The sequence below is a fragment of the Streptomyces sp. NPDC051569 genome (assembly GCF_044454085.1).
Classification (GTDB): domain Bacteria; phylum Actinomycetota; class Actinomycetes; order Streptomycetales; family Streptomycetaceae; genus Streptomyces.
The window spans coordinates 289,015-313,781 of the sequence record NZ_JBITDJ010000006.1; the positions used below are offsets into that span (position 1 = coordinate 289,015).

The window sequence follows — 24,767 nt, forward strand, 5'->3', positions numbered from 1 at the left end:
TTCGCGGTGCCGGGCGGCGAGGACCGGACGGCGAGGGCCGGGTGGCGAGGGCCGGACGGCCGCCGCCACCCGATGAAGGTCAGTCGAACCAGCGGTCCCGGGCCAACTCCTCCGTCCGCGACGGGTCCTCCAGCAGCGCCGCCACCTCGAAGCGCCGGGGCCACTGGCCCGCCGCCCAGGCGAGGCCCGCCGCGACACCTTCCAGCGTCGCCGCGTGCAGCACACCGTCCGGGGTACGGCGCCAGTCGAGCTCGACGCCGCCCGCGAGGAGTTCCTCGTGCTCGACGTACGTCCCGGGGGTGCCGGCGCCCAGCAGCGCGCGGACCGGGTCCGGGACCGTGTGCTCCTCACCGCGCGTGGTCACCTCCGCGCCGACGCTCTCGCTCAGCCGCCGTACCTGGAGGAGTTCCGCCAGGTCGGCGGCGTGCGCCGGGGCCACCGGCAGCAGCGCGAGACCGTCCGCCAGCGGGAGCAGGTCGGGGGCGTCCGCGATCACCGCGTCCGCCGCGTCGACCACCCGCACCTCGCCGTCGACGACCGCACGCAGCTCGTCGGGCAGGGTCACCTGCTCCGGGTCGAGGTCAGCGAGGGCGGTGTAGAGCGCGTGGAGCTGCGGCGCGGTCACCGGGCGGTCCGGGTCGGCGAGCCGGCCGAGCACCTCGGCCGCCCCGCCGGGCTCGTCGAGGAGCGCGGCGACCGAGGTCCGTACCCCCAGTGCCCGCAGCACCTGTACGTCGTCGAAGCCGGTCGCGTCCACCGGGTCGTACAGCCCCGCGAGCAGCGGATCGCCGCCCGCCGCGCGCAGTCCGGCCGGGCGCCGCCCGTCGAGTACGGGGTGGTCGCGCAGCCACCACGCGGTGTACGAACGCACGGTCTCCGTCGTGCCGTCCGGCAGCAGGATCCGTACGGGCTGGGTCAGCGCGTCCCGCAGCGGCGGCTCGGCGAGCAGGGCGAGGGCCCCCGGCCAGGCGTCGTCGTCCACCAGGTCGAGGTCCCGTACGGCCACGATCTCCGTGGCGACCGGCGGCACCGGCGTCTCGGGCAGCTGGTCGAGGACGTCCTCGGCCCAGACGTCGACGGCGTCCAGCAGGCCCGCGTCGTCGGGCTCGGCGAAGTCCCCGTCGCGCGGCCCCAGTTCGTCGGGGTCGAGGACGATGTCCGTGGCCCGGACGAGGGCGAAGGTGGCCAGGACCCCGCAGGCGGCGAGCGGCTGCTCACCCCAGCGTTCGGCCAGGTCGGCGTCGCAGAGGGCGAGTTCGTCCTCCCGCATGACGGCGGCGAACGGGCTTCCCGGCAGGACGAGTTCACCCGCCGGCGCCAGCTCCCCGTCCTCGTCGGTCAGGGCGAGCGCGCCCAGCCACGGTTCGTCGCCCGCCTCCAGACCGGCGTCCCGGACGAGCCCGAGGACGGTCTCGGCCAGCTCCTCCGCGTCGGGGGCGTCCGTGTCCTCGTCCCACACGTCGCCCGCGTCGAGCGAGGCCGCGACGGCCGCGCGGACCTGCGGGGTCGTCAGGACGGCACGCGGGGTGGCCGGCAGCGCGCCCAGCTTCTCCAGCAGTGGGTGGGCGGCGTCGGGGTGCGCGACCTTCAGACCGAGCCGGGCCAGGCCGGCCGGGGTCGCGGTGTCGGGCAGCGGCAGCAGGACCTGGCGCGGCCCGATCGTCGTCCGCCCGTTCGCCAGCGGCACCGGCAGCCCGGACAACCGGTCCGGGTCGACGCCCGCGAGCGACTCGTACAGCCGGTGCCACCAGGCGGGCGGGCGCTCGGCGCCCGCGATCCGCTCGATGGCCTCGCCGAGGGGCAGCCGGCCGACGCCCAGGGTGCGCAGCTCGGGGCGTCGCTCGAACCCGGCGGGCAGCACCGTCGGCAGCACCTCCGCCAGGACGCGTACGGTGTCGGCGCCCGCGCCCTCCACGACCTCCGCCTCGAACGGACGCAGCGCGGTCAGCTCCTCGCTCGGCACCGCCGGGGCGAGGAAGGCCACGCGCGGCAGCCGCCGCAGGATCGCGGCCCGCAGCTGACCGTCCAGCTCGCCCTTGCCGAGCGGGCCCGGCACGAGGTCGATGGTGCCGGTGGAGACGGGCTCCCAGCCGCCGAGCAGTTCGGCGTACGCGTCGGCGGCCTTCCCGACGATGAAGTCGGTCAGCGGCCCGGGCGCGGGGTGGCGCCGGGCGGTGTCCAGCGGCAGCGAGGCGATCAGCAGCGCGGGCACGCCGAGGGGCTCGTCGGTGGGGGTCGGCGCGTGCACGACGGGCGCGGTACGGGGCCGGGCCGGGGCGCCGTCGCCGTCCACCGGCACGGCCCAGGTCACGGACCAGTGCGGGCGCAGCCGCTCCTCGACGGGCCGTCCTTCGAGCAGCGCGGGCTCGGTCGGGCCGTGGTGGCTCACCACCCGCCAGCGGTGGATGTCGCCGCCGCCCGCGCTGTCGTCGATGTGCACGTACGGGCCGTCCGCCGACCGGCGCAGCACCCGCTCCCCGCCGGGGGTCTCGATCACGATCTCGGTGAGTCCCGCGAGAGTCAGCAGCAGGGCGTCGTCGACCCCGGCGAGCAGCCGCTCGACCAGATCGAGGGCGGTGCCGTCGCGCAGCGGCAGGATGACGACGGTGTCGTACCCGTCGGGCGCCGTGCCCTCGGCGGGCAGGGGCAGCCGCAGCAGCGGTACGTGTCCGTCGCGGCGCCGCAGCTCGTCCCCGAGACCGGGGCTGGCCTGGGAGGTGTGCCGGGCCAGTTCGCGGGCCTCGGCGAGCGACCAGCGGACACCGCCGTGCCGCCCGAGGACGGCGGGCTCGTCACTGACGGCGAGCACGGCGGCGAACCCGACACCGAACCGCCCGACGGCACTCTCGTGCCCCTCGCGCTTGGCGGAGGCGCGCAGCGTGCTGAGCGACTCGACACCGGTCGCGTCGAGGGGGGCGCCGGTGTTGGCCGCCGCGAGGACGGCGGGGCCCTCGCCGGTCCCGGGGCGCAGGGTCAGCCGGAGCCGCCCGGGCACCTGGGCGCGGGCGGCGGCGTCGGCGGCGTTCTGGGCCAGCTCGACGACGAGCCGGTCCCGGTAGCCACCGAGCGCCAGGTCCTCCTCGGCGTTGGCGTCCTCCCGGAACCGGGCGGGACTCGCGCCCCACGCGTCGAGCACCCCACGCCGCAGCCGCGCAGTTCCGAACGGGTCGGCCCCCTCGGTCGTCCTGACGCTCACGCTGTGACTCCGCTCTGTCCGCCTACCGGTAGTACGTCGGCCCGAAGGTACCGCGCGGATCACCTCAGGCGAGGGCGAGGGGGTCCGGGGCCCCGCCACGGACCGGGCGCGCGGGGGCGCGCGGAGGTGCGCGGGACGGGGTGCTCCGGGCTGCGGAAGGGCGGGGGCGGGACTGCGGCGGGCCGGGAGGTTCCGTACGGTCAGGCCGCGCGGAGCCCGCCCGTGGCAGCGTCCCTGGACGTCGACTTCACCAAACTCCGCGACGGCTTCGGCAGCGAAGCCGCGTGATATCCGGCCCACCCGGCGGGGTGGCCGCAGGACCGGCGACGATCCGGCGTGACACAGAGCGAAGACGCGAAGCCGTTGCCCGCGCCAGATATCGGCGCCCTGGTTCTGGACGCAGGCCAGGGCAGATTGGCCGAGTTCCTCGGGGTGACGGCCGGGGGCCGGCTCATTCGTTCCGTTCTCGGTGGGCATCCATGGGAAGCGCGACCGGAGGCCGTGTATCCGGCGGAACCGGATGGACATCCAGGGAGCGAAGTCACCCTCACCAGCGCCTCACAGCCGCACAACCCCGAGCCGGCAGCCCAGTGCGACGAGTGTTACGCGTGGTGGTGGGCGGAACAGCTCGCCAACGAAGCGGATGAACTCGGCGAGGCGGTCGACTGCCGGGTGTCACCGCGCGCCGCCATGCCGCGCGGCATGGCGGCGCGCGGTGACACCCGGCACAGGCCATCCCCTGTACAGGCCCGGCCGATTCGGACAGCATGTCCCGGTATGACCGACGTGACCGTGGAAACCACACCGGACGGTGAGATCAAGGCGCTCCTCACCTCCCTGGAGGGAGAGCGGCGCCATGTCCTGGGCATCCTCGACGGGCTCGGCGAGGACGCGCTGCGACAGCCCGCACTGCCGTCCGGATGGAGCTGCCTGGGGCTCGTCCAGCACCTCGCGCTGGACGTGGAGCGGTTCTGGTTCCGCGCCGTCGTCGCCGGGGACAAGGACGTCATCCTCGGCCTGGACGGCAGTGACGACGCCTGGCAGGTGGGCTCCGATACGCGGGCCGCCGACGTACTCGACCGCTATCGCCGGGAGACGGAGGGCGCGAACGCGGTCATCACCGCCGCATCCGCCGACGCCGCACTGGCATGGTGGCCCCACCACCTCTTCGGCGAACCGCACCTGCACACCCTCCGGGACGTCCTGCTGCACGTCATCACCGAGACGGCGTGCCACGCGGGCCACCTGGACGCGGCACGGGAACTCCTCGACGGCAGACGCTGGATGGTCCTGCCATAACGGCGGCCGAGCCCTCGTCCCGCCGCCGCTCACCGGCGAAACGCGCCGCGATCTTCCCCCGGCAGTCCCTCTGGCCAGTTAGGTCGGCGAACGGTCCACGTCGGACGGACGCTTGCCCTACGACGGCTCCGCGCGGCCCCCCGACTGGCTCTGTTCACAGGAGAGCGTTCTGGCCCACCTGCCACCAGCGGTCTGTCTCAGCGCGAGCCACTTCAGCGTCGTACTGGCGGGCGTCAAAGTGGAACTCCGGCGGCGGGGGCGCCGGAGCGTGCGGAACCTCCCAGTCCGACCACTGCACGATGTCCCCGAACCGTTGCACGACGACGGACAGGAAACCGCAGCAACCGCCGGTGCACTCCGGTTCCCCCAGCTCCAGACGGCGCGCCTCGCTGGTCGCCCGCAGGAGGCTGGGTCGTCCGGCAGGCAGCACATCAGCCGCGTACGGCCCACGGCCGCCCTCGTGGACCGCCTCTTCGACCACGTCCTCACCGTTGACCCACAACCGCGACTGGGCGGCGAACCGACGTCCCGGCGGCAACACTCTGATCTCCAAACGATCGAACATCAGACGATCCTATGGAGCGGGCCGCGGTCCACGCGCGAGCCGGCCGCCACCTCCCTCCACCCGGCCGTCGGAGCGACGACGAGAAGGCACAGCGAGGTGAACTGGCAGGCGGCCGAGCGCGCCGAGAGCGGCTGTCTCAAGACGGCTTCGGATCCCCGCGTAAAGGAAGGAGTGGACAGCCGCACTGCGGCAGAAGTCACGCGAGCTCACCCGACACATGGCCTCCTGAACATCACCGGCCCGCACCAGCGGCCGACCGACTCGCATGATCGGCATGAAGTAGGCGGCGGGCGGGCCGACGCCTCACCGAAGCACCGGCCCGCAGGGGTTACCCCCGACCTCAGGAGTGCCCCAGGTCCTCCGGCTCACCGTCCGGCGTCACCGGTACCGAGCCGCTGTCCGGGGACGGGCGGAGCGGGAAGGCGTCCGTGGCCATCGAGTCCAGGACGTGCGGCGCCGGGCGCGGGGGGGCCGGCATGACCGCCGCCTCCGAGTGGCCGCCGCAGCCGTACGCCAGTGAGACGACCCGGCCGTCCGCCGGGGAGAACTCGTTCGCGCAGACGCCGAAGGCCTGCCGCAGCGAGCCCGCCAGGGGCAGCAGGAAGCCGCAGGAGACACAGGGCGCCGGCGCCGCCTGGGCCATCGGGGTCTTCGCGCCGAACGCTTCGTCCCAGCGGTCCGCCGCCATGTGCAGGCCGTACCGCGAGAGCACCCGCGCCCGGCGCATGCCGAGTTCTTCGGCGACCGACGCGATCGACCCACGGGCCGGTACGGCGGGGGTGTCCGCCGACAGATCCGTCGGTTCGGCGTCCTCCGCCTCGACGAGGTCCGCGAGATTCTGCGGGGTGAGCGCCGGCACGGTGTCCGGCACCAACTCCGGCACCGCCGAGTTCGGCGGCGGGGTGTCCTCGCCCGTGTAGCCGGGCTCCAGCCGCAGATCCTCCGCCTCCGTGGGCAGCAGATCGCCGGGGCCCATGTCGCCGGGGCGCAGCCGTTCGCTCCAGGGCACCCATTCGGGGGCCAGCAGCGAGCCGGGCCCGGGCAGCAGCACCGTCTCGTCGAGCGTGACGTTCTTCGCGCGGGAGGCGCGCGTGACGGTCACCGCCCAGCGCCAGCCCCGGTACCCGAGCTCCTCGCACTCGAAGAAGTGGGTGACGACGCGGTCGCCCTCCGCCACCACCGAGACATGGTCCCCGACGACCCCGGGCGCGGCCGCCTCTTCGGCAGCCGCGCGGGCAAGGCCTACCGCCTCGGCGCACAGACGGTCAGGGATTCGGCTTCGCGTCGTCGCAGCACTCACAGGTCTCGCTTCTCTCCTACGCCGTCTCACGGGTGCGCCGGCCGATTCGCGATGTACGAGCCGAGGGCGGAGCGGACCAGAGGGCCGCATCGACGTCCACGCCCGATCTTTCCTCGGGCGCACCTCACGTCATCCATTCTGCGGGATGGCGAAGAGGCGCGCGGCCGAGAACAACCGCCGGTGGCGCGCTACGCACGCTACCCTCTCCGCCGCCCCCCGCCCACCTGCACGCCGCCTTTCCCGCACTTCGAGCCACACCGCAACAAGGCCGTAACCCTCCGGAGCGGTACCGCCGGGGGGCGGATCGTGTGTTCGGACCATCCAAGAAGTCTTTCGTGTCCGTTTTGCGGCTATTTGGACCATCGGGAGCACCGCCCGCCCCGCCCACGCACGGCGCGACTCGTCCGTCATGGCACTGTCACGGCCCTGTCAGGCGCGGGATCGGTTCGCACCCCGGACCCTTGGGGCACTATGACGGGGTGGCAGCCGTGAGGTCGTCCGACGACACAGCCGGCCCGCTCCGCAGGACGGCGCGGGCGATCGGCCGTGCCCTGCGTTTCCCGGTGACCGGCACGGCGCGGGGCATCCGCAAGGCCACCCACGCGCACGGCGCGGGCGAGTCGGGCCTCGGCAAGCTGATCGAGTTGCATGCCGTGAACGGCGCGGGCGATGTCATGATCACGGTCGCCCTCGCCTCGACCGTGTTCTTCTCCGTCCCCACCGACGAGGCCCGGGGCCGCGTCGCGCTCTACCTGGGCGTCACCATGGCGCCCTTCATCGTGCTCGCCCCCGTCATCGGGCCACTCCTCGACCGCCTCCCGCACGGCCGCCGTGCGGCGATGGCCGCCGCGATGTTCGTCCGGGCCGCCCTCGCGATCGCCATGTCCACCTTCGTGGCCACCGCCGGCCTGGAGCTCTATCCGGCGGCCCTCGGCGTGCTCGTCGCGTCGAAGGCGTACGGAGTGGTCCGCAGCGCGGTCGTACCGCGTCTCCTGCCACCCCGCTTCCCCCTGGTACGGGCCAACTCGCGGGTCACCCTGTCCGGCCTGCTGGCCACCGGCGTGGCGGCCCCGATCGGCGCGGGGCTCCAGCAGATCGGGCCTCAGTACCCGCTCTACGGGGCCTGTCTGATCTTCCTCGGGGGTACGTTCCTGGCGTTCACGCTGCCGCCCAAGGTGGACTCCGCGAAGGGCGAGCGCCGGGTCCGCCTGGTCGGGCACGGCGAGAAACCGCGGCCGAGTCTGCGCAGCGTCGGCCCGTCCGTCCTGCACGGACTGGAGGCCAACGCCGCCCACCGTGCCCTCTCCGGCTTCCTGATCTTCTTCCTCGCCTTCCTGCTGCGCGAGCACCCGCTGTCCGGCCAGAGCGCGGCGGTCTCCCTCGGCATCGTGGGTGTCGCGGCCGGGGCGGGCAACGCCCTGGGCACGGCGGTCGGCGCCTGGCTGAAGGCCCGGGGCCCCGAGCTGATCATCGCCACGATGCTGGTCATCGCGCTCACGGCCACCGTCCTCGCCGCGCTGCTGTTCGGCGGCGTGATGATGGCCGTGCTCTGCGCGGTGGCCGGTTTCTCGCAGGCGCTCTCGAAGCTCTCCCTGGACGCGGTGATCCAGCGGGACGTGCCCGAGCAGGTACGGACGTCCACCTTCGCGCGCTCGGAGACGCTGCTCCAGATGTCCTGGGTCGTGGGCGGCGCGATCGGCATCGCACTGCCGCTCAACGGGGTGCTGGGGATGTCGGTGGCCGCCGGCATCGTCCTGACCGGGGCGTTCTTCGCCCTGCGGGGGCTGGTGGGCACGGCCAGGTCGGGCTCCCAGTTCTCCCGGGTGCTGTGAGAGCCGGGCACCCTCGCCGGGCACCCTCACTGGCCTCTCCCACGGGCGCCCGTACGGCCGCCCGCCCGTACGGCCGGCCGCACGCCCTCCCGTACGGCTGAGCAGGGCTGAGCCGGCACCCTCCCGCACGGCCTCCGGTGCGGCCTCCCGCACGGCCTCCCGTACGCCCGGCCGACGTGAGCGGGCGCGGCTCGCCGTACCCCCGCGTGGCGCGGGACCGGACGACCGATAACCTTCGGCCCATGACCGTTGCGTTCTTCCCTGGTAAGGCCCGCCGGGCCGGCGTCGCCCTCGGTGCTGTCTCCGCCGGACTCCTCGTCCTCGCCGCTTGTGACAAGCCGACCCCGATCGCGACCGTGACGGTCGGGACCACGTCGGTCAACACCGGCGCGAGCTGCTACAACGACGGCCATGCGATCTCGGAGACCGAGATCCAGTCCTGCCTCAACAAGAAGGCGGAGAAGACCGTGAACGTCTCGATGGAGGACCAGGTCCGCTTCGGCGTCGACCCCACCATCGCGCATCACGGCTGGACGCTCTTCATCAACGGCCAGCAGGCCGAACAGCAGCCCTTCACGAAGACGTACCGGAACATCCCGGGCAACGCCTTCTTCGCCACCCAGACCGGCGAGACCACGAACGACACCCAGGTCAGCATCGTGGAGACCGACGGCAAGGAGCTGATCGGCATCTGGCACTTCGAATTCAAGAAGAAGCCCTGATCCGACCCGGGCGACCCTGGGAGGCTCCGCCATGCGTGTACTCGTAGTGACGGCGGTGGCGGCGGAGGCGGACTCCGTCGCCGCCGGACTCGCCGGTTTCGCGGGCGGTGGCGTCCGGGAACTGACGGGCGGGTACGAGATGACCAGCCACGCGCAGTACATGCCCCGGCCGGCGTCCGTGCAGATACCCGTGGTGGATGTCCTGGCCGGCGGGGTCGGCCCGGTGGCGGCGGCGGTCGCCACCGCCACCGCGCTGGCGTCCTCGCCGTACGACCCTCCGTACCACCTGGTGATCTCGGCCGGCATCGGCGGTGGCTTCCAGCCCCACGCCCCTCTCGGCTCACTCGTCGTCGCGGACGCGATCATCGCCGCCGACCTGGGCGCGGAGACGCCCGACGGCTACCTGCCGGTCGACGAGCTGGGCTTCGGCCGCACCGTCCACCACCCGCCGGCCGGGCTGGCCGCCCGGATGGCGAAGGTCCTGGCCGCCGATCCGGCGACCCACGTGCTCCTCGCACCCGTCCTCACCGCCTCCACCGTGACCGGCACGGCCGCCCGCGCGGCCGCCCTGACCGCGCGCCATCCGCGCGCCGCCGCCGAGGCGATGGAGGGATTCGGCGTCGCCGAGGCCGCCGCCGCCCACTCCGTGCCGTGCGTGGAGATCCGCGCGATCTCCAACGCCGTCGGCCCGCGTGACCGTGCCGCCTGGCGGATCGGCCCGGCGCTGGAGGCGCTGCGGTACGCGATCACGCTGCTCACCCCCGTATTCGAGGAGCCGTCCTGACCATGTCCACGCCGACCGCGCAGCCGCTGCAGATCGCCTACTCGCCGTGCCCGAACGACACGTTCGTCTTCGAGGCGTGGGCCCACGGGCGGGTGCCCGGCGCGCCCGGGCTCGATGTGACTTTCGCGGACATCGACATCACGAACGGCATGGCGGAGCGAGGCGAGTTCGACGTCCTGAAGGTGTCGTACGCCGTGCTGCCGTGGGTGCTCGACGAGTACGCGCTGCTGCCGTGCGGCGGGGCGCTCGGCCGGGGCTGCGGCCCGCTCGTCCTGACGAGGGAGCCCGGCACCGACCTCACCGGCCGAACCGTCGCCGTACCGAGCGAGCGCTCCACGGCGTACCTGCTCTTCCGGCTGTGGGCGGCGGAGGTCGTCCCGGGCGGCGTGGGCGAGGTCGTCGTGCTGCCCTTCCACGAGATCATGCCCGCGGTACGGGACGGCAAGGTGGACGCCGGACTCGTCATCCACGAGGCGCGCTTCACCTATCAGGATTACGGGCTGCACTCGCTCGCCGACATGGGTGAGCACTGGGAGTCCACGACCGGCCTGCCGATCCCGCTGGGCGCGATCATCGCGAAGCGCTCGCTCGGCACCGAGACCCTCCAGCTGCTGGCCGAGTCGGCCCGCCGGTCGGTCCGTATGGCGTGGGACGACCCGGAGGTCTCCCGCCCGTACGTCCTGGAGCACTCGCAGGAGATGGACCCGGCGGTGGCGGAGCAGCACATCGGCCTGTACGTCAACGAGTTCACCGCGGACCTGGGCGACGACGGCTACGCGGCGGTCCGTGGCCTGCTGACCCGCGCCGCGGCCGAGGGGCTGGTGCCGCCCCTCGGCCACGATGCGCTGCGGTTCGCCTGATCCGGTCGCCGAAGGGCCCGGCCGTCACCGGTCGGGCCGCTCGCACACCGGCCGCTCGCACACCGGCCGCTCGCACGTCGGCCGGTCCCACACCGACCGGTCGCACGTCAGCCGTCACGCACCGGCCCGTCACACGTCCAACTGGTCGGCGACCGCGCGGAGCAGGCCCCCGATCTTCGCTCCATTGGCCTTGTCGGGGTAGCGGCCACGCTCCAGCATCGGCGTGATGTTCTCCAGCAGCGTCGTCAGGTCCTGCACGATCGAGGCCAGTTCGTCGGGCTTGCGGCGCTGCGCCGCCGCGACCGAGGGAGCCGGGTCGAGGACGGCGACGGAGAGCGCCTGGTCACCGCGCTGGCCGGCGACCACGCCGAACTCCACGCGCTGGCCGGGCTTGAGTGCGTCGACTCCGGCAGGGAGGACCGACGAGTGGACGAAGACGTCGCCGCCGTCGTCACGGGAGAGAAAGCCGAAGCCTTTCTCACTGTTGAACCATTTGACCTTGCCAGTCGGCAAAGCACACACCCACTTCCGCTACACAAGGCCAACCATGTGAACCAGCCTACCGGGGCTCTCCCCACTCGTTCACCTGAGAAAACAGAGAGAGCCCGCCCCTTGGTCGGGAGTGGACTCAAAGAGGCCGTGGAGGAGGCCTTCCTTGGCTTCCGCCTTGCTGCGGAAGGCCGCTGACGGCCGGTCCCGTGCTTCCCCGCGCGCGTCATGACGCTGCTGCCACCGTCACGGCCTCCAGTGTGAAAGGCAGAGTCTTCAACGACGCAAGCGGCAGCCACCTCTCAGGCGAGACCGATTGATTCGGGCTGCGCAGAGAGAGCAGCCCCCGGCCACCTCCCGATTCCCCCGGAGCCCTACGTACTTGAAGCACCAAGGCGCGCCGAAATTGATTCATCTGGAAGTGGGGATCGAATTCATGAATAGCTCACGATAAAAAATACTCACTGTTCGGCGGATTTTTTCTCATCCCATTGCTTTACGTCTAAATTTCCAACGCTTTCCACATGCGTTCTTCTACATTATGACCGACCACCAGCCTTGCCATCTTTTCCTCCCCTACCAAATTGAGCTCCTGCGCCATGGCCTGAATATCCCCCAGATCCATAATCATTCCCCCCTCTTTCCCGTCCACCCCTTTACTCCACGCCCAGATTTTTACCTCATAGGCACGAAGGAATTCCCTTCGATCTTCCCGGTCCTTGACTCCCCAGACTTCTCCGTACTTCTTTCCCGTTGCTTTAAGAATTGGATTAACCCTTTCCTTTTCCTGCTTTGCCAGGAGGGCCACCCTTCCGGAAAGGCTCTTGTGCATGCGCTTGTACGAGTCTGCCTGACCTTCCCCGTCGTACTCCCCTGCCAGGAAGTCAGCTTCCAGCTTTTCCAACCGCGCCTGCGCCAACTGGAGTTCCTTTGCCTGAGAGGGGCCGACGCCCATCCTCTGGTACATGCCCCACTGGCCGACGCTTCCCTGAATCTCCTGGTCAACCCACTGGTCAAGCACATCTGCACGAGCATAGAGACCCGCCGTACAAGCGCCACCCTTGAACTTGTTGGAGCAGCGGTAATACCTGTGTCCGGGAACCTTCGTACCGTCTTTCCTGATGTGCCCGGAACCCAGAAGGGAAGTAACGGGCGCGCCGCATTCCCCGCAGTGAGCAATACCGGACAGGAGACTCCTGGCGCCGTTGCGGCTCCCTGTAGGGACTCCCTCAGCCTTGGGAGAGGACTTGATGCGGTCCACCAGGTCCATCCATTCATCCATAGATGCCAGCGGCTTTTCAGGGAGGATGATGGGGTTCTCGGCATCATCCAGCACAACTTCCCCCTTGTACGTGTAAAGACCAGGCACCCAAGAGGAGCGGATGAACTTGTTGATGATGGTCGACTGCCACTGAGTCCCCTTGGTGGCCTCCCCCTTCACCTTCCGCAGATGGTCACCCCACGTGAGTACGCCACGGGCGTTGAAGTCTCGCGCGATCCGGTGTGTGGACTGACCCTCTTTCACGCGGGAAAAAATCTCTTCCACGTAGGGGCGGAAGTCCTGGTCAATTTCCAGGACCTTGCGCTTCCCACCCTCGATGGCCTTGATGCGGTAGCCGGTCGGCGGAGCACCCGTCAGCCACGAACGGTTCGCCAGACGGCTCTGTACGCCGTTCAGGATGCGGGCTTGGATCGCGTCCCACTCAGCCTCAGCGAAGACAGCCGTCATTCGAGCCGTCATCTTTCCCTGAGGAGTCGAGAGATCGAACCCCTCTTCAACGCAGACAATGAACTTGCCGTTCCGCTGTGCCCACTCCAATAGTTCGTTGAAGTGCGTCGAGCGACGGGTGAGCCGGTCCATCCTGGCCGCGATGATCACGTCGAACTCGTCGGCCCGAGACGTGAGCCAGCGTCCGAGTCCGGGCCGCTTGAAGGGGCTCATGGAGCCTGAGACGTCTGTGTCCTCCGCCTCCCCCACCATCACGCCGGAGAGCAGCGGAGAGCTGACGTGGTGGCGGATCACGCCACGCTGCCACTCGATCGAGGTGGAGCCGTCCGAATCGGCGGACAGACGCAGACATGAGAGGTAGCGGAGGCCGGGTGTCATGAGGAGAAACTAGCAGGGACCATGTGCCTGGATAACCGGCTCAACCTTGTGGGTAGGCACGCCAACCTCTCCTGTCCGCACCTGTTCGGCAGGGAACTACCCTGGTGCCGTGACTGCTACTCCTGCACCCCGCGCGGCGGATGAGGCCGGGCCCGGCGACGGGCTGGTCCGTATCGGCGCGATCGTCTTCATCGTCGGCGCCGTGGCGACACTGGCCACCGTGGCGCCGCTGTTCTTCGGATCCGAGCCGTTCCCACCCGTCGCGTACGCGGTCTGCATGCTGATGGGTGTGGGTTTCCTGATCGCGGGCGCCGGTGTGCTGCGGTCGATCGCGGCGCAGCGCCGGCGGGCCCGCGAGGCCGGTGCGTCCCGTCAGGCCAAGCCCGCCGCTTCGACCGCCGGTTCTCCGGCGGCGTAGGCGCGCAGCCAGGCCGGGAAGGCCGTCAGGTCCGGCAGGATCACGTCGGCCCCGGCCGCGCGCAGTTCGTCCTCGTCGCACGGTCCTGTCGGTACGGCGACGGAGAGCGCGCCCGCCGCGCGGGCCCCGCGCACATCGCCCGTGTGGTCGCCGACGTACACCGTCGCGCGGTGCCTGAGCAGGGCCTCCGCCTTGCCCTCCGCCCACAGTTGACCGACGAGGACGTCCGGCTCCATGCCCAGGTGGGTGAGGTGGAGGCGGGCGTTCGGGGTGTGCTTGGCCGTGACGACCACCGCTCGGCCGCCGAGCTCCTGGACGGCGGCGATGGCTTCTCGCGCGCCGGGCATCGCGGGCGTCGGGGTGATCGCGAATGTGGGATACATCTCCCTGTAGCGGTCACCCATTTCCGCTATCCGGTCTTCGGGGAACCAGTGAGCCAGCTCCAGTTCGAGCGGCGGCCCGAGCCGCGTGACGGCGAGATCGGCGTCGATCGGGACTCCGGTCTCGGCGGAAAGTGCCTGGTAGGCGGCGCGGATGCCGGGTCGTGAGTCGATCAGCGTCATATCGAGGTCGAAGCCGACCGTGGGCGCGGGCCGAGCCGTGGAGGAAGACATGAGAGCCATTGTGCCCAGGCGGGCGGCGTGAACCGGGTGCTTAGACTTAGCCAAGCCTAACCAGTGTGATCGCCCCCGACCTCCGCCGCGCTCTCCCCGACGTGCCTCTCCCGACGTGCCCTTCCCGCCCCCGCTCCCTCTTCCGGCCGCCCACCGAGTCGCGCCTTCCGATTGGTTCCGATGCCAGCCGCTGCTCCGACGATCCACAGGACCACCAGCACCAGGCATGTCCTGGTGGCCCGCCGTATCGGCTGGACGGCCGCGGCCGTCGTGGCCCTGCTGCTCGCCACCCTGCTGAGTCTCGCGGTCGGTGCGCGCGCTGTCGCTCCGTCCGCCGTCATCGACGCCCTGCTGCACGGCGGGCACAGCGACGACGCGGAAGTCATACGCCAGTTGCGCGTACCGCGCACGCTGATCGGCCTGATGGTGGGGGCCGCGCTGGCCCTCGCCGGGACGGTGCTGCAGGGCATCACCCGCAACCCGATCGCCGATCCGGGCATTCTCGGCATCAGCCAGGGCTCCTCCGTGGGGGTCGTCCTGGCCATCGCCTTCTTCGGGGTGCACACGCTCTCCGGCTATGTGTGGTTCGCGTTCGCGGGCGCCGGGATCGCCTCGGTGGCGGTGTACGCGATCGCCTCCAGTGGGCGCGGTGGGGCGACCCCCGTCAAACTCGCCCTCGGTGGCGCCGCGATCAACGCGCTGCTGGTGTCGGTGACGATGGGCGTGCTGACGACGAGCGCGGCGGCGCTGGACGAGTTCCGTTTCTGGCAGGTCGGTTCGATCGCGGGCCGGGACGCCGAGGTGGCCGGTCAGGTGTGGCCGTTCCTGCTGATAGGCACCGTGCTGGTGATATCCGTGGCGCGTGGCCTGGACGCGCTGGCGCTGGGCGAGGACGTGGCGAAGGGGCTCGGCCAGAACGTCGCGGCGGTACGCGTCCTGGGCGGGCTGGGCGCGACCGTGCTCACCGGTGTGGGCGTCGCGGCGGCCGGTCCGATCGCCTTCATCGGCCTGGCCGTTCCGCACATCGCGCGGGCGGTCGTCGGCACCGACCACCGCTGGCTGCTTCCCATGGCCGCCCTGATCGGGCCGGTCATGCTGCTCGTCTCCGATGTCATCGGCCGGATCGTCTTCCCGCCGAGCGAAGTCCCGGCTGGTGTGATGACGGCCCTGCTCGGGGTGCCGTTCCTGGTCGCTCTCGTCCGCAGGAAGGCGGTACCGGCATGACGGCGACCACGGAGGCCGCCCCGGCCGCCTCCCGGGCCGGGGGCGTACGGCCCGCCGGCTACACGCTCGTACGCGCCGGACGCGGATCGTTCCTGCTGCACCGGCGCGCGGCGGTCACGGCCGTCGCGCTCGTCGCCGCGCTGTTCGTCGTCTGCGTCGCGTATCTGAGCGTCGGCGAGAGCTTCGTCCCCCCGTCGGAAGTCCTGAAGGTGCTGTTCGGGCAGCCGTCGGCGGACGAACTCGTCGTGGGTACGCTCCGGCTGCCCCGCATGGTCCTGGGCCTGCTCGTCGGTCTCGCCTTCGGCGTCGCGGGCGCGCTGATCCAGACCGTCGCCCGCAACCCGCTCGCGAGCCCGGACATCATCGGCATCAGCCAGGGCGCGAGCGCGGTCACGGTGGGCGCGATGACCTTCGGGGTGTCGTCGTTCGCCGTGCTGCCGTACCTCTCCGTCACCGGCGGCGTGGTGGCGGCGGCGCTGGTGTACGTCTTCGCCTGGCGCGGCGGGCTGCACGCCACGCGCTTCGTGCTGATCGGCATCGGCTTCGCGATCGCGCTGCGGTCGGTCACCACCCTCTTCCTGACCAAGGGCGACTACCTGGTCGCCCAGCAGGCCCAGGTCTGGATGACCGGTTCGCTCAACGGCCGTGGCTGGGACGAGGCGGCGCCGCTCGGCTGGGTGCTGCTGATCCTGCTGCCGGGGGTGGCGTGGGCGGCGTACGCGCAGCGCACCGTGTCGATGGACGACGACACGGCGACCGCGCTGGGGGTACGGCTCGGCCGCGTCCGGCTCGGTCTGGTGGTGCTCGGCGTGCTGCTGGCGTCGGTCGCGACGGGGGCGGCGGGGCCGGTGGACTTCGTGGCGCTGCTGGCGCCGCAGATCGCCCGGCGCATGACCCGTACCGCGCAGATTCCCCTGCTGTGTTCGGCGCTGATGGGCGCCGTGATCGTCGTACTCGCCGACCTGCTGGCCCGCAAGGTGCTGGCTCCCACGGAGCTGCCCGTGGGCGTGCTGACGGCGGCGGTCGGCGCCCCGTATCTGATCTGGCTTCTGGTGAACAGTCACAGCATCCGCCGTACCGCGGGCGCGAGAGCAGGAGGCACCGCATGAGCAGGCTCACCGCTCGGGAACTGACGCTGGCGTACGAGGACCGTACGGTCGTGCACGAGCTGGACCTGGCCGTCCCCGAGGGGCGGGTCACGGTGATCGTCGGACCGAACGCCTGCGGCAAGTCGACGACGCTGCGCGCGCTGGGGCGGCTGCTGAAGCCGAAGGACGGGGCGGTGCTGCTGGACGGCGCGGAGCTGGCGAAGATCCCGACCAGGAAGATCGCGCAGTCGATCGGCCTGCTTCCCCAGTCGCCGGTCGCGCCGGAGGCGATCACGGTCGCCGACCTGGTCTCGCGCGGCCGCCAGCCGCACCAGCACTGGTGGCAGCAGTGGTCGGACGAGGACGAGCGCGCGGTGACGGACGCGATGGAGCGTACGGACGTGGCGGCGCTGGCCGAGCGGTCGGTGGACGAACTCTCGGGCGGTCAGCGGCAGCGGGTCTGGATCGCGATGGCACTGGCGCAGGAGACGGACCTGCTGCTCCTCGACGAACCGACGACCTTCCTGGACATCTCGCACCAGGTGGAGGTCCTCGACCTGGTGCGCCGCCTCAACCACGAGCAGGGCCGTACGGTCGTGATCGTCCTCCACGATCTCAATCAGGCGGCCCGGTACGCCGACCACCTGGTCGCGATGAAGGCCGGGCGCATCGTGGCGGAGGGCCACCCGTCCGAGATCGTCACGGCTGACTTGGTACGGAAGGTCTTCGGCCTGGAGTCGGTCGTGGTCCCGGACCCGGTGACGGGCTCGCCGCTGGTGGTCCCGGGAGCGCCGTACCGGCCGAACACGGCCGCCGGGCCGGGGACGGCCGCGCGCACCCCATGAACGGCGGAAACGACGGCGCGCACGACGGCGTACGCGGGAGCTGAAGCGGCCACGCGCCGGAGACGGCGGGCCCGGGGAGCCCGCTATCTGCGGCGGGAGCGCAGCACCAGGTACAGCGCCAGGGCCACCGCCGCCGTCCGTGCCGCCACCGGCCAGGTGTCGGAGAGCGCCTGGCCCATGGCGTTCTCCGGGATCGGCTCGCCCCAGCGCCCGTCCAGGCGGCCCCAGAGCCAGACCAGTCCGCCGACCGCCGATGCCGCCGGGATTCCCAGGACCACCCATTTCTTCTCGGCCGGGGAGAGCCTGCGGGAGAGGTAGGCGAGAAGTCCCCCCGCGAGCGCCGCGAACCAGCTGAGTGCGGCCCCCGCGAGCAGCAGCACGGCCGCCAGCAGCAGGAACGGATGGGCCACCTGCCGGAGCCGGGGCCGCCGTGCAGGCACCTTCTCCACCCCGGCGATGCCGTCACCGTCGCCCACGCCGCCGTCACCGGCACCGTCGGCGCCACGACGCGTCAGGCGCAGGCGGCGCTGCCACCGGCGCCAGCCGGTCTCCTCGACCGCCTCCTCTTCCTCGTCGTCATCGTCGTCCGGGGGCGGCTTCAGCATCTCGGGGACCTCGACCCGGCCGACGAACCCCGGCACGCTCATCGCGGCGGCCATCTCCGGGCTCATGCTCTCGCCGCCCGCCGTCATGTCCATCGGCGGGCCGAACGGCGTGCTCGCCGGTCCCGCGTCGATGCGCCACCAGTCCGGCTGGTCCGCCGGAGCGGACGGACCGACGGGCTTCCGCAGGCTCACCGCGTCTGCCTGATCCGGCCGGTCAGGCAGACCAGGCGACAGCGGGTCCGGTGGCGGCTGCCCGGTCCCGGTCCGCTGCGGCGGGACGACCGGCGTCTCCGGCTCCAGCGGCTCCGGCGCCCCCGGCCGGCGCGGCCCGCCCGCCGCCCGTACCACCGCGTCCGGCGCACCCAGCCGCCCCAGGATGCGGCGGACCCCCGCCGGGCTGTCGCCGCCGAACTTCCCGCGCTGCCGGTCGATCTCGTTCCGCAGCGTCGAGACGAGCCGCATCCGCTCCCCGGAGGGCAGTTGCTGCTGCTGAGCCGCGTCACCGACCCGGCTCAGATAGTCGTAAACGAGCTGGTCGCTCTCGATCCCCACACAGTCCTCCGCACGCAGCCACACCACCACAGCACCGCACAACGCCCGCTCGCGATGGTGTCGAAGTGATCGTCGTACGTCCAGTACGGACGTCCGTCACATCCCGTACGGATGTCCGGTACGAAGAAGGCCGGCACCCGTCCACCGGGTCCAGGGGCGCGGCAGACCCTCCGCCAGGGGCTAACGTGGAACGGATGGGGACCCGCGAAGTCTGAGCAGGAGGCGCACGTGCCAGAAGGAACCGGCGGTACGCCACCGCAGACGTCACCGCGCACACTCGCGGAGGCGCTGCGCACGCAGGGTGACGACTCCCTGGCCGCGCTGCTGCGCGCCCGGCCCGATCTGATCAATCCCGTACCGAACGATCTCTCCCAGCTGGCGACGCGGGCCGGCACCCGTGCGTCCGTCGTCCGGGCGCTGGAGCGGCTCGACCGCTTCACGCTCCAGGTCGCCGAGGCGCTTGCCGTGGCGCCCGAGCCCGCTCCGTACGACACTCTCCGCGCGCTGCTGACCGGCGACGAAGGCGACGAGCGGATCGAGGCGGCGCTGCCGCTCGCCGTACGGACCCTGCGCGACCAGGCACTGATCTGGGGCGGGGACGACCGCCTGCGGCTGGTCCGTACCGCCCGCGAGATCCTCGCGCCCTCGCCCACCCACCCGTCGCCGACCGGTCTCGGCCCGACCGTCGCCGAGGCCACCGCGGGCATGTCGCCGGGCCGGATCCAGGAGATCCTGACCGCCGCCTCGCTGCCGTCCACGCACGATCCGGTCTCCGCCGTCGCCTCGCTCACCGACCTCTTCACCGACCGCACCCGGATGGCGGCGCTGCTCGACACCGCCCCGATGGAGGCGCTGTCGGTGCTGGACCGGCTGGTGTGGGGTCCTCCGTACGGGGAGGTCACGTCGAGCCCCACTCCGCCCGTGCGGTGGCTGCGTGACCGGGGCCTGCTGCTGCCCGCGACGACCCGTACGGTCGTCCTGCCGCGCGAGGCCGCGCTCCATCTGCGCGCCGGGCGCGCGCACCGTACGCCGGAGCCCGTGGCGCCCGCCGTCGCGCCCCGCGCCTCGGACGCGGCGGCCGGGAGCCGTCCCCAGATTGTGGACAGTACGGCCGCCGGGCAGGCCTACACCACGCTCGCCACCATCGAGGAGCTGGCCAAGGACTGGAACGAGGGCGGCCCGAACGTGCTGCGGGCCGGCGGGCTGTCCGTACGGGATCTCAAGCGCACCGCCACCGCCCTGGACGTCTCCGAGTCCGTGGCCGCCTTCTGGGTCGAACTCGCCTTCGCGGCGGGGCTGCTGGCCGCCGACGGCGAGTCCGACGAGCGGTACGCCCCGACGCCCGCGTACGACGACTGGCAGGAGCTGCCCTCCCCGGAGCGGTGGGCCCGGCTCGCCACGGCGTGGCTGACGGCCACCCGCACCTCGGGCCTCGTCGGCGGTCAGGACAGCAAGGGCCGCACGCTCGCCGCGCTCGGCCCGGATCTGGACCGGGGCGCGGCGCCCGAGGTGCGGCGGCGGGTCCTCGACCTCCTCGCCACGCTCCCCGAGGGCACGCCCCCCGACCCCGAGTCGCTGCTGGCCCGGCTGCGGTGGGAACGCCCGCTGCGCGGGACATCGGCGGCGGGCCTGCCCAACGATCTCCGCTCGCGGCTCGCGGCCTGGACGCTGAACGAGGCCGAGATGCTGGGGTTCACGGGGCGCGGCGCGCTGTCCTCGCACGCCCGCGCGCTGCTGGCGCCCGCGCCGGGGAGCCCGGGGACGACCGGCGCGAACGCCCCGGCCGCCCCGGGCGTCTCCGACACCCCCGGCACCACGGGCGGTACCGCCGCGCTCGCCGCCGCCGGGATCCGCGCCGCGCGCGCCCTCGCCCCGCTCCTCCCCGAACCCCTCGACCACGTCCTCCTGCAGGCCGACCTGACCGCCGTGGCGCCCGGCCCCCTCCTGCGCCCCCTCGCCGAACTGCTCTCCATCACCGCCGACATCGAGTCGAAGGGCGGGGCGACCGTCTACCGGTTCACGCCCGGTTCCGTACGGCGCGCGCTGGACGCCGGGCAGTCGGCCTCCGATCTGCACGACTTCCTCAGGGCCCACAGCCGTACGCCCGTACCGCAGCCGCTCGCCTATCTGATCGACGACGTGGCCCGCAAGCACGGCCATCTGCGGGTCGGCGTCGCCTCCGCCTACGTACGCTGCGACGACGAGGCCGTGCTCGACGAGATCGTCGCCGACAAGCGGTCCCAGGGAATGCGGCTGCGGCGCCTCGCGCCGACCGTGCTGGCCGCCCAGGCCGAACCGGCCTTGCTGCTCGACGGACTGCGGGCGATGGGCTTCGCACCGGCGGCCGAGTCCGCCGAGGGCGACGTCCTGATCACCCGCGCCCACGCGCACCGCACCCCGCCCCGCAGCGCGCCGGTCCCCATCACCGACGGGCCGCCGGTGCCGGGGCCGACGCTGCTCGGCGCGGCGGTGCGGGCGATCCGGGCGGGCGACCTGGCCGCGACGGTGGTCCGCAAGCCGGTGCCGGAACCCTCCAAACCCCCGGCCATGTCAGGCGCCGGGACCCCGGCGGCGGCGCCGTCCGGGACCGGTGATCTTCCGCGCACCACCCCCGCCGAGACCCTCGCGACCGTCCAGGCCGCCGCCATGACCGGCTCCGCCGTCTGGATCGGCTATGTGAACGCCGACGGCGCGGCCAGCCAGCGCGTCATCGCCCCGGTGCGGGTGGAGGGCGGGTACGTGACGGCGTACGACCACACGGCCGACGAGATCCGTACGTACCCGCTGCACCGCGTCACCGGGGTGGCCGAACTCGCGGACGACCCGGCCTGACCCCGCACGGCGGGTCTCAATCCGATGCGGTCACATACCCGATGAGCTTGGCCATGTTCGCGACGTACGCGGCCGAGCTGATGCCCACCGGGTGGTCGACGGGCTGGTAGGGCGCTTCCCGGGGCGGGTCGTACGGGGAGGTGTCGCGCGGTGGCGGGGCCGGGGAACGTACGGGGGACGAGTGGGGTCGGCGGTGGATCCGGCCGGGGCAGGTGCGGTCAGCGGCGACCGAGGCGCACCAGGCGTTCGGACCACGATCCGCTGCGGGCCGCCGGGGCGGACGGCTTGGCGCCGCCCGTGGACGCGACCGGCCCGGACTTCGCGACCGGCCCGGACTTCGCGACCGGCTCGGTCTTCGCGTACGGCTTGGCCTTCGCGGCAGGCTCGGTCTTCGCGAACGGGCGCTTGGCCAGCGGCCGCTTGCCCGCCACCCGCGTGGCCTGAGGCTTCGGTTCGCCGTCGCGGCCGTCCGCGCGCCGTCCCGCCTTCGCCACCACCGGCACGCCGAGCGCGTGGAAGCGCCGGCCGATCAGGCGCCCCAGCAGCAGGTAGCCGATCAGGGCCCCGGTCGTGTTCAGGATGACGTCGTCGACATCGAAGGCGCGTCCCTCGACGAGGGAGCCCTGCGCCAGCTCCACCAGCACCATGACCAACCCGGTGAGCACGATGACGCGCAGCATCCGCATCCTGCGCGGTACGAGGACCGGGAGGATCACTCCGAAGGGCGCCCCCATCAGCAGGTTTCCGCCGATCTGCTTGCACGCGGAGAGGAACGTGTAGTCCTCCGCGTACATCCGCAGCGAGTGCCCGACCCGGAGATTGGACCCGGCGATGTCGGCCGACGCCGGGGACGGCGTCAGGGTGAGTTCGGCCAGTACGGCGGAGAACGCCACCAGGGTGACCAGCGCCACCACCATCATGAGGATCCGCAACACGGTCCGGCCCCACGAAATACCCCCCCGGGCGGCTTTTCCGGGCCCGGGCCTCTCCGTTTCAGCGGTCATACGACCCTGGTGCCCACACACCCGCCGGGTACGCCGCGAATCCTCATCCGATCGGCATCGGCGATGCGCCGGGACTCAGCCCAACGCGCCTCGCGACAGCGGGAGTAGACGGTCCTGCCCGACAACCCCGCAGCGGAGCGGACGGTCCTCGGCGATGGAGGCACGCTCATCGATACCCTTCCGGATACCGGGCCGCCCGCAACCGCTCCACGAGGATGTCCATATCGGTCCAGGGATTGCTCTCAGCACCATGCGAGCCGCGTTTCCTCAACGCTTGTGCGCGTTCCTTCGCCTGCCCGTAGCCGTCACGCACCTTCTCGTAAGAGACGTGCTTACGGACAGCGGAATACCCGCATACCCGCATGCTCCCTGTTTCTCAAGTGCCTTCTGAGCGCTCTCCGACGTGTGGTAGCAGGACACTTCGGCGAAATGCGGCAGGAGCCAGAGTTCGAAGCACGGATTGGTCAGGGCCACTTCGATCCCGTGCCGCGCTGCCAGATCCAACGCCTCTCGCAAACCGGGATGCTGCCTCGGTGCCTCGACATCGATCACGCACCACACCTCGTCGTATTCCATGCACCGGTCCTGAGGCGAACGTGCGGCCCGGCCCTTGTGCTCGATCGCCGCTCGGACCAGCGACTTGGGCTCGCCGTGCGCCCCGCCCAGCTGAACGGAGACGGGCAGTGCCCTCAACTCGGCCTTCATTCCCCTGAAGTACTGATCCTCTGCGCACTCCCCCTCGCAATGGATGAGGAACCTACGCTGCTCCCGGCGCACGCCCTTCGTCCGCTTCAGCGGTTTTCCCCGCTTCACGCCCACCCCCATGCCGGAATGCCGCGGTCATGCCCCGCAGCAGATCCTCGTCCAAGTACGGCACCGCTCCGTAGCGCCCGCCCAGATACCGCTTCTCCACATTGTCGGCCGAGTCACGTACCGAGAACTCGGTCATGGGGAACAGTCGTGTGGCAAGCGTTTCCGGGTCCTTCTCCGTGAACCACACCTGGTCCCGGAAGAGCTCTGTTCGGACATTGCGCCCCAGCAGAGCGGCTTCATGCGTGCTGAACACCAACTGGGCGCCTGCCCGATTGACCTCCGGGTTCTGGAACATGCCGACCAGGGCATCGACCAGGTAGGGATGCAGTCGCGCGTCCAGCTCATCCACACAGAGCACGCCGCCTTGGGCCAGCGTGGTGATCACGGGACCGATGAGGCCGATCCAGGTGCGTGTTCCGCTCGACTCGTACGCGAGGTCGAGCGGGAAGGTGCCCTCCGCGGTCCGGTGCTCGACCCTTACCCGCTGCCGGCTGTCCTCCTCGACGCGCACCTTGTCGCCCAGCGCCTCCCGGAGAGCCTGCGTGATGCGCTGATGATCCTTCCGAATCGCGTCGTCCCACTCTTCGATCTCCAGCCCGGAAGCGCCCAGATCCGCGAAGCGGAGGAGGGCCATGACAGGTTGTTCCTCCTGCTGCCCCCGCCCCCTCTCCCGGTCGCCGAGACAGAGCCGGACGGTGTGGTCGAGCCGCCGGTGGAAATCGTGGTCCGTCGCCATGCGCAGGCCGTACTGGAACCAGCGGAACACCTCACCCAGTTGCTCGTGCCCCTGCGCCGCCGCGACCGAGAGGTAGAGACTGTTCGGCCTCAGCAGTTCCGCGATCAGCTTGCGCCGCCCGGTGAGCCAGCGTCCGAAGGTGACGGGTTCACCGGCTCCCCGCTCGTAGAGGCGGCGCTGTCGGCCCTCCGGGTAGTAGTAGAGCCACTCCTCGGTGACCCGCTCGTCGTCGACGGAGAATCCGAATTGGTGGTGCACTCCCGCGACGACGAAATCGACGGCGAAGGAACTCGGATGCGATGCCGCGTCCCGGCGCAGCGCGAATGGACGGCGAGGAACTCCGCCTGTGGGGTCCCATCTGCGGAATGACGACAGCACCGCCGTGCGCATCCAGCCGAGGGCGTCGATGACGTTGGACTTGCCCGATGCGTTCGTTCCGTAAATGGCCAGGACAGGCACGGTCCGATGGTCGCCTCCCGGCACCTCCACCTCGGCCCGCTCCGGGTGGCGGTCCGTGGCGACGAAAGACAGTTCCTGCTCCGCCTGGAGCGAAGCGTGATTCGTGACCTGGAACCGAAGCAGCATGGCGGCCTCCTCCAAGCATCGAATGATGTCGTTTGGTGGGGGGGGGGGGGGGGGGCGGGGGGGACCCCCCCCCCCCCCCCCCCCCCCCCGGGGGGCGGCCGGGGGGGGGACGACCGGGGGGGTTTTGGGCCCCCCCCCCCCGCCCCCCCCCCCCCCCGCCGGCCGCCCCCCCCCCCCCCCGCGCGGGGGGGGGGGGGCGGGGGGGCGGGCCGGGGGCGGGGGACCGGACCCAGGGACACGGCACGGACGCGGACGGTGGCACGGGCAGTGGCACGGGCAGTGGCACGGGCACCGCCG

At 71.9% G+C, this 24,767-nt stretch carries 20 protein-coding genes; 10 read left to right on the forward strand and 10 right to left on the reverse strand.

Features of this window, described 5'->3' with window-relative positions; genetic code table 11:
• Positions 1-79: 79 nt before the first annotated feature.
• Positions 80-3,196: a sacsin N-terminal ATP-binding-like domain-containing protein gene (locus ACIBAE_RS13430; RefSeq protein ID WP_399284641.1), complete on the reverse strand. Its 3,117-nt coding sequence runs from the start codon at positions 3,194-3,196 to the stop codon at positions 80-82.
• Between the two features lie 777 nt (positions 3,197-3,973).
• Between ACIBAE_RS13430 and ACIBAE_RS13435 the strand changes: the two genes are divergently transcribed.
• Positions 3,974-4,495, forward strand: a complete 522-nt coding sequence (locus tag ACIBAE_RS13435; protein ID WP_399284643.1) for a DinB family protein — start codon at positions 3,974-3,976, stop codon at positions 4,493-4,495.
• 154 nt (positions 4,496-4,649) lie between these two features.
• Here ACIBAE_RS13435 and ACIBAE_RS13440 read toward each other — a convergent pair whose 3' ends face one another.
• Together ACIBAE_RS13440 and ACIBAE_RS13445 are read right to left on the reverse strand one after the other, a co-directional pair.
• A complete protein-coding gene (locus ACIBAE_RS13440) occupies positions 4,650-5,060 on the reverse strand; it encodes a hypothetical protein (RefSeq protein WP_399284644.1) in 411 nt (136 codons plus the stop codon).
• 340 nt (positions 5,061-5,400) lie between these two features.
• Positions 5,401-6,360: a DUF3027 domain-containing protein gene (locus ACIBAE_RS13445; RefSeq protein ID WP_399284646.1), complete on the reverse strand. Its 960-nt coding sequence runs from the start codon at positions 6,358-6,360 to the stop codon at positions 5,401-5,403.
• A 479-nt stretch (positions 6,361-6,839) separates the two neighbouring features.
• On the opposite strand from ACIBAE_RS13445, the gene ACIBAE_RS13450 reads away from it, so the two are divergent.
• The 4 genes from ACIBAE_RS13450 (at position 6,840) to ACIBAE_RS13465 (ending at position 10,558) form a co-directional block, all read left to right on the forward strand.
• Positions 6,840-8,192, forward strand: coding sequence for an MFS transporter (locus tag ACIBAE_RS13450; RefSeq protein ID WP_399284647.1), 1,353 nt, complete (start codon positions 6,840-6,842; stop codon positions 8,190-8,192).
• 242 nt (positions 8,193-8,434) lie between these two features.
• Entirely contained in the window at positions 8,435-8,914 is a 480-nt protein-coding gene (locus ACIBAE_RS13455) for a DUF2771 domain-containing protein (protein WP_399284649.1), read from the forward strand.
• Positions 8,915-8,945: 31 nt separating this feature from the next.
• Entirely contained in the window at positions 8,946-9,698 is a 753-nt protein-coding gene (locus ACIBAE_RS13460) for a futalosine hydrolase (RefSeq protein WP_399284650.1), read from the forward strand.
• Between the two features lie 2 nt (positions 9,699-9,700).
• A complete protein-coding gene (locus ACIBAE_RS13465; RefSeq protein WP_399284651.1) occupies positions 9,701-10,558 on the forward strand; it encodes a 1,4-dihydroxy-6-naphthoate synthase in 858 nt (285 codons plus the stop codon).
• Between the two features lie 129 nt (positions 10,559-10,687).
• Here ACIBAE_RS13465 and ACIBAE_RS13470 read toward each other — a convergent pair whose 3' ends face one another.
• Both ACIBAE_RS13470 and ACIBAE_RS13475 read right to left on the reverse strand, forming a co-directional pair.
• The gene (locus ACIBAE_RS13470) at positions 10,688-11,071 is read right to left on the reverse strand and encodes a cold-shock protein (protein ID WP_399284652.1); all 384 of its coding nucleotides are present in this window, start codon (positions 11,069-11,071) and stop codon (positions 10,688-10,690) included.
• Positions 11,072-11,549: 478 nt separating this feature from the next.
• On the reverse strand, positions 11,550-13,154 hold the full coding sequence (locus ACIBAE_RS13475; protein WP_399284654.1) for a recombinase family protein: 1,605 nt from the start codon (positions 13,152-13,154) through the stop codon (positions 11,550-11,552).
• A 109-nt stretch (positions 13,155-13,263) separates the two neighbouring features.
• Here ACIBAE_RS13475 and ACIBAE_RS13480 point away from each other — a divergent pair, with 109 nt between their 5' ends.
• Positions 13,264-13,572 (forward strand): hypothetical protein, encoded by a 309-nt coding sequence (locus ACIBAE_RS13480; protein ID WP_399284656.1) that lies wholly within the window; start codon positions 13,264-13,266, stop codon positions 13,570-13,572.
• Here ACIBAE_RS13480 and ACIBAE_RS13485 read toward each other — a convergent pair.
• Positions 13,527-14,195 carry an HAD family hydrolase gene (locus tag ACIBAE_RS13485; RefSeq protein ID WP_399284657.1) on the reverse strand — a complete coding sequence of 223 codons (669 nt, stop codon included), beginning with the start codon at positions 14,193-14,195 and terminating at the stop codon, positions 13,527-13,529. The genes ACIBAE_RS13480 and ACIBAE_RS13485 overlap by 46 nt on opposite strands.
• A 171-nt stretch (positions 14,196-14,366) precedes the next feature.
• On the opposite strand from ACIBAE_RS13485, the gene ACIBAE_RS13490 reads away from it, so the two are divergent.
• The 3 genes from ACIBAE_RS13490 to ACIBAE_RS13500 are packed head-to-tail and all read left to right on the forward strand — an operon-like array spanning position 14,367 to position 17,343.
• Positions 14,367-15,410 (forward strand): FecCD family ABC transporter permease, encoded by a 1,044-nt coding sequence (locus ACIBAE_RS13490; RefSeq protein ID WP_399284659.1) that lies wholly within the window; start codon positions 14,367-14,369, stop codon positions 15,408-15,410.
• The gene (locus tag ACIBAE_RS13495; RefSeq protein WP_399284660.1) at positions 15,407-16,519 is read left to right on the forward strand and encodes a FecCD family ABC transporter permease; all 1,113 of its coding nucleotides are present in this window, start codon (positions 15,407-15,409) and stop codon (positions 16,517-16,519) included. The genes ACIBAE_RS13490 and ACIBAE_RS13495 overlap by 4 nt, the downstream gene beginning before the upstream one ends.
• On the forward strand, positions 16,516-17,343 hold the full coding sequence (locus ACIBAE_RS13500) for an ABC transporter ATP-binding protein (protein WP_399284662.1): 828 nt from the start codon (positions 16,516-16,518) through the stop codon (positions 17,341-17,343). Before ACIBAE_RS13495 ends, ACIBAE_RS13500 begins: the two co-directional genes overlap by 4 nt.
• Positions 17,344-17,426: 83 nt before the next feature.
• Here ACIBAE_RS13500 and ACIBAE_RS13505 read toward each other — a convergent pair whose 3' ends face one another.
• The gene (locus tag ACIBAE_RS13505; RefSeq protein WP_399284663.1) at positions 17,427-18,500 is read right to left on the reverse strand and encodes a hypothetical protein; all 1,074 of its coding nucleotides are present in this window, start codon (positions 18,498-18,500) and stop codon (positions 17,427-17,429) included.
• A 228-nt stretch (positions 18,501-18,728) separates the two neighbouring features.
• On the opposite strand from ACIBAE_RS13505, the gene ACIBAE_RS13510 reads away from it, so the two are divergent.
• Positions 18,729-21,332, forward strand: coding sequence for a helicase-associated domain-containing protein (locus tag ACIBAE_RS13510; protein ID WP_399284664.1), 2,604 nt, complete (start codon positions 18,729-18,731; stop codon positions 21,330-21,332).
• 218 nt (positions 21,333-21,550) lie between these two features.
• Here ACIBAE_RS13510 and ACIBAE_RS13515 read toward each other — a convergent pair whose 3' ends face one another.
• The 3 genes from ACIBAE_RS13515 to ACIBAE_RS13525 all read right to left on the reverse strand — a co-directional run bounded on the left by ACIBAE_RS13515 (position 21,551) and on the right by ACIBAE_RS13525 (position 24,470).
• The gene (locus ACIBAE_RS13515) at positions 21,551-22,249 is read right to left on the reverse strand and encodes a VanZ family protein (RefSeq protein WP_399284692.1); all 699 of its coding nucleotides are present in this window, start codon (positions 22,247-22,249) and stop codon (positions 21,551-21,553) included.
• A gap of 354 nt (positions 22,250-22,603) precedes the next feature.
• Positions 22,604-23,161, reverse strand: coding sequence for an RloB family protein (locus ACIBAE_RS13520; protein ID WP_399284666.1), 558 nt, complete (start codon positions 23,159-23,161; stop codon positions 22,604-22,606).
• Positions 23,094-24,470, reverse strand: coding sequence for an ATP/GTP-binding protein (locus ACIBAE_RS13525; protein ID WP_399284668.1), 1,377 nt, complete (start codon positions 24,468-24,470; stop codon positions 23,094-23,096). Before ACIBAE_RS13525 ends, ACIBAE_RS13520 begins: the two co-directional genes overlap by 68 nt.
• Positions 24,471-24,767: the final 297 nt, after the last annotated feature.